General features: G+C 32.2%; 5 protein-coding genes. All 5 read right to left on the bottom strand.

Going from position 1 to position 4,727, the window contains the following annotated elements:
• Nucleotides 1-335: 335 nt before the first annotated feature.
• Nucleotides 336-1,394, bottom strand: coding sequence for a hypothetical protein (locus tag DFQ02_RS15270; protein WP_220340312.1), 1,059 nt, complete (start codon nucleotides 1,392-1,394; stop codon nucleotides 336-338).
• 19 nt (nucleotides 1,395-1,413) lie between these two features.
• Nucleotides 1,414-2,658, bottom strand: a complete 1,245-nt coding sequence (locus DFQ02_RS15265; RefSeq protein WP_220340310.1) for a DNA cytosine methyltransferase — start codon at nucleotides 2,656-2,658, stop codon at nucleotides 1,414-1,416.
• A complete protein-coding gene (locus tag DFQ02_RS14790; RefSeq protein WP_220340308.1) occupies nucleotides 2,651-2,986 on the bottom strand; it encodes a helix-turn-helix domain-containing protein in 336 nt (111 codons plus the stop codon). The genes DFQ02_RS15265 and DFQ02_RS14790 overlap by 8 nt, the downstream gene beginning before the upstream one ends.
• Nucleotides 2,987-3,294: 308 nt before the next feature.
• A complete protein-coding gene (locus tag DFQ02_RS14785) occupies nucleotides 3,295-3,858 on the bottom strand; it encodes a hypothetical protein (RefSeq protein WP_116525224.1) in 564 nt (187 codons plus the stop codon).
• Between the two features lie 146 nt (nucleotides 3,859-4,004).
• Nucleotides 4,005-4,592 carry a tetratricopeptide repeat protein gene (locus DFQ02_RS14780; RefSeq protein ID WP_181896433.1) on the bottom strand — a complete coding sequence of 196 codons (588 nt, stop codon included), beginning with the start codon at nucleotides 4,590-4,592 and terminating at the stop codon, nucleotides 4,005-4,007.
• Between the last annotated feature and the right edge of the window lie 135 nt (nucleotides 4,593-4,727).

Raw genomic sequence — 4,727 nt, 5'->3', positions numbered from 1 at the left:
TGGTTTAACCCTGAGATGGAACACATTTACTTTAAGATGCATTGTCTGCGAAGCAGCGTAGATTAAAGTTCGCCATCGGCGAATGTGTTCCATCGGTCTAGTATAAGAATAGTAGCGGATTTTTACTCACTAACTTTTCGGTTAAATACAGACCTTTTTTATATTCACTTACTCTCGTTTTAGCCATTAAACCGCTATTATTTTTATACATTGTTGTGTTTTCGTACTTTTTCCCTCAAACTTGCTAGCGTTGGCAAAGACATACTCTTTTGCAATTTTTGGCTTGTGAGTTGGCTGTAGCGAATTGCAAATGTGTATGGCTTTATGCGTTGGCATTACATTGCTGAAATTATTTCGTTCCATTTTTTCTTGTGTTCATATTTCAAAGCTGTATCAGATTCGATTAAGTCCACGTAGTTCGATATAAATTCAGATGTTTCAGAGAGAAGTCTTAAATAATATTTCAGCGAGTTAATAAGTCCGTTTGCAATAACGTGGCAACCGTGAATATTTTTTATTCGTTCGATTTCTTTTTCGATTTTCTCTGATTCACTAGAGTCGACATCAGCTGTCGATAATAAATAGTATCTATTTACCTGTGTAGTTTTAAATTTTTCAAAAGCGTCTTTTACTAGTTGAGCATTAATTTGAATTCCGTGTTTAACTTCTACTGCTTCATACTCTTTTCCTTTGTCATCTACAATATCAATATCTCCAATTCTTCCACTTCTGGTGTCAGCAGAAGTGTGACTTTCGATTTCAAGAAGTGTTTTACCCTCAAATCTTTTGGCTTCTTTCATTAGACACTCATAAGCTGCAAACAAAGCTAGAACTGGAAGGCGAGAAGCTCCATCTGCTGTATATTTTGCGTTGAAATGTTTTGTAAGTAGTTCAATTATGGTTGCAATTGGAAGGTTTAGAGGTTTTGCTAAATCAATCTCTTGACTGTTTCTTTTTATGATTAATCCTTGCATCAAATAACTTAAGCACTTGTCTAAATCCTTTCCTTTTTGGACAAAATCAATTGTTTCTAAAAAGGCAGTTTTAAGTAAATCAGGTCTTATCGCTCCAGAGTAATTTTTATCGTAAGGAACTTTTTGCTCAAGTGAACGTGTCAACCAACCACTTTCAGCCATTGCTGGAAATTTCACACTTTTTAAGAATGGTGTAATATATTTTGTATCAAAAGTTCTACCTGAATAACCATTATCAATACTTGTCTGATGATTTCTAATATCCTGTGTTGGATTTAAAGTTTTGTAGACTATACTCGTGAGTATAACTGTTAGCACACCTTTTGCCGATTCCGATTTTGTAAGAATTACGTCTAAATGCTTTGTAATGGATTTTGGTAAATCAGATTTGATTTTATCATCAGAACCAACTAGCTTCATTGATTCGTCAAATGTTTTTTTAAGAAATGTATTCGGCATCTTTTATTTTGATTGATGTAATTAATTGTTCTTTTATTTGATTAGCAACTTCTTTAATCATAGGAACTGCAACAGAATTTCCAACTTGTCTATATAATTCAGAACGGTTATTAATCAGTCTAAACTTTTTTGGGAATCCCATAATTTTATAACACTCTTGAATAGTTAGTTTTCTAACTTTATTTTCGTGATATATCCAAAACCTACCAGATGATTCTTGGGATGGCAAAGCAGGATGAACACCATCAGTTGAATAAATTCGGTTTGGTTGTTTATGAACTCGAGATAAATGTTCTGTATTTGGTCGAACACCTGCTTTACGAATCGTTTTATTTCTATAACCTGCGAAAATGAGTCCTGAATCTTGTGTTTTCATTTCCTCAAGGATAGTATATGGCTCGTCTAAAAATTCAAAGTCATTTTCTTTATCTAAAAAATCTTTTAAAACTGGCTTTGGTTTAGTTTTTAATTTAGAGAAATCAAATTTTTTCTTTTTATGACCTATTATTATTATTCGCTCTCTATTTTGAGGAACGCCAAAATCAGATGCATTTAATACCTTTTTAGAAACTTTGTAGCCTAACTCTTCTAAATGCTGAATGATTGTAGCTAGTGTTCTTTTCTTATCGTGATATAAAAGGTGTTTTACATTTTCTAGTAAAACAACCTCTGGTTCTCTTTTTTCAATGATTTTAAATACGTGATAAATCAAAGTTCCTCTAGTATCTTCAAAGCCTTTCATTTTTCCTGATATACTAAAGGGTTGACAAGGAAATCCTGCACATAAAACATTGTGTTTTGGAACAATATTTAAGTCAAGTTTAGTTATATCTCCAAAAGGTACTTCTCCAAAATTTAATTCATAGGCTTTTTGAGCGTGATAATTAAATTCGGATGAAAAAACACACTTTCCACCTAGTTCTTGCATTGGGATTCTAAATCCGCCAATTCCTGCAAAAAGGTCAATGAAAGTAAATTCTGGATTTTGAGGACTCGGAAATGGAATATCCCATTTAATAGGAAGCATTGCTTGTAATTCCGGTTCGGAAGCTATACTTAAGTCATTATGTTGTTGGTTGTAATATTCAACCGCTTTTTTCTTAAATGATTTCGAAACACCATTAGTGTGGTTATGAAGATAGTGAGTGAAAAATGCTAAATCTTCGGCATTTCCATTCATATTTTCAATATTTAAATCTTTACGAAGTTTTGAATATTTAAGCATTTTTAAAATCTATTTTTCCTTGTTTCAAATTTGTGAGCCTTTTATACTCTGCTTTTTGTTCAGCAAGTTTTAGAAATTCACTTGAGTTTTCTTTTGGGTAAATCATTTCGGCTATTTTTTCGCTGAAATATTCTTTTTCCAATTGGTTAATGTCCAAATTAAAAATGTCAGCTAATTTGGGAAGAATTTCTTCTGGAATATTTCTCTTCCCGTTTTCAATTTTAGACAAGGTTGATTGGTCTATATCGAGAGCTGCTGCAAGTTTCGTTAGAGTAAGAGACGCTTCCGTTCTCAATTTATGAATATACTCTCCAAATGTTTCTTTCATCATCTTGAATAATTTACCTTGACAATTTTGTCAAAAATAGAAAAAATTATTCAGATTACTACTAATTCAGCGTTGGGAAATTTTAGCTCTTTTGGTTTTTTGAGCGTTGGACTTTAGCATTGGCAAAAACCGAAAGTGCTAAAATATGCGGTTGGGTCAGTATGAAACACAACGGTTTCGTATAACCGTCAGTTACGGGTTAATATGCGTTAATTTTCGGTTTAGCACAGGCTTTAGCAATTCCGAGTGGATTCGGACGTAGTCGAATCCGCCGTAATTGCGGTTATACATTGTTGGCAACTGGCTTTTTATTCTATATGATACCATTGATATTCTTTTCCGTTCCAAAATATAATTCCGCCACCGTGAGATTCCTCAACGCTCATATAAATTCCGTTTCCAATAAGTTTGAAATTCTTGCTTTCGTCTTGTCCGATTATATCTCCTGTTTCTTCGTCAACTAAAGTCGGTGAGACAATTTCTCCTTTTGGTAATATTTCAAAAACTTCAATCCAATCCAAGTCTGTCATTTCAGACACTTCTTTTCCTGCTCCAAAAACGTAACTTTCGTTATTTACAGAATTGTGAAGTATTAAAACTCCAATTTTTTGATTGATTTTATTTCTTACGATAGAGGCGAAGTCAGTTTTGTAATCTCCATTAAAATCTCCTCTCAGATTTTTGTCAGTAATTAATTCTAAAGAATCAGGAACTTTTGATAAGTCAACTTTTTCAATCGGTTCAACTTTAGGTTTATTCGATTCGGCTTTTAATTCAGTTTTTTCTTTTTTAGGTTCAGTTTTTCTTTCCGTCTTTTCTTTGCAAGACGAAAAGCATAAAATCAGAACTAAAATTGTTAATGTAAATCTCATTTTCAGCTTGTTGCCAACGGTTTCGTATATTGAAAGTTGCGTGTTTGAGCGCGAGGATTTTCCGAAGGAAAATCAGAAGCAAGCAAATAAAGCAACTGACATTGGTTAAGCATAAAACTAGCAATTTTTTATATACAATGTTGTGGTTAGTTTTTTAATTCGGATAAAACATTTTTCAATTCAATAATATCCTCTCTTACGGCGGGTTCTTTTACTATTTCCAATGCTTTATTATTAAATTCCGTTGACATTTTATAATCCTTTTTCTTATAATAAGAATTGGCTAAATTGTAATAAAAATATCCTTTCCTTTCTCTATTATTCTCAAATTCAAGTCCTTTTTTTAGTATTTCTATTGATTTTTCAAATTTCAATAATTTGTTGTAAGCAGTACCAAAATTCATATAGGTTATTGAATATGTGCTGTCAACTTGTAGTGATTTCTCAAAGTAGGAAATACAATCGTTATAGTTTTTCAAGTCAGCAGAAACATCTCCCAGTGCATTAAGAATAATTTTATTATTAGGTTCAATTTGATTTGCTTTTTCATAAAGGGGTTTTGCTTTAGAATAATTTCTTTTAGAGTTCTGTTCGGAAGCAAGGTCGAAACTTATAGAAGCTATTGAGTCTTTTATACCACCCCTTTTGAATTGATTTTTAAAATGAATTTCGGTGTCATTTGAGGGCTTTGAAACCACTTTTTCTGAATCGTTTTTACAATTCAGTAATGTCAAAATTAATAATGTCAGCAGTATGTTTCTCATAATTAACCACAACTCAGGGTTAAACGTAGTTCTGCTTTGAGAATGAAAAGATAATAAATTCTTGAGCAATAATTAGAGAAAAGCTCTTCCTTATAATCTCTAATT

The organism is Seonamhaeicola aphaedonensis (assembly GCF_003386195.1).
GTDB lineage: Bacteria > Bacteroidota > Bacteroidia > Flavobacteriales > Flavobacteriaceae > Seonamhaeicola > Seonamhaeicola aphaedonensis.
This window is presented reverse-complemented; position numbering and strand designations above follow the sequence as displayed.

Excerpts from the sequence above, each read along its gene's own strand:
- DFQ02_RS14785 (WP_116525224.1), bottom strand. The coding sequence starts at position 3,858 with ATGAGATTTACATTAACAATTTTAGTTCTGATTTTATGCTTTTCGTCT.
- DFQ02_RS15265 (WP_220340310.1), bottom strand. The coding sequence starts at position 2,658 with ATGCTTAAATATTCAAAACTTCGTAAAGATTTAAATATTGAAAATATG.
- DFQ02_RS14790 (WP_220340308.1), bottom strand. The coding sequence starts at position 2,986 with ATGAAAGAAACATTTGGAGAGTATATTCATAAATTGAGAACGGAAGCG.
- DFQ02_RS15270 (WP_220340312.1), bottom strand. The coding sequence starts at position 1,394 with ATGAAGCTAGTTGGTTCTGATGATAAAATCAAATCTGATTTACCAAAA.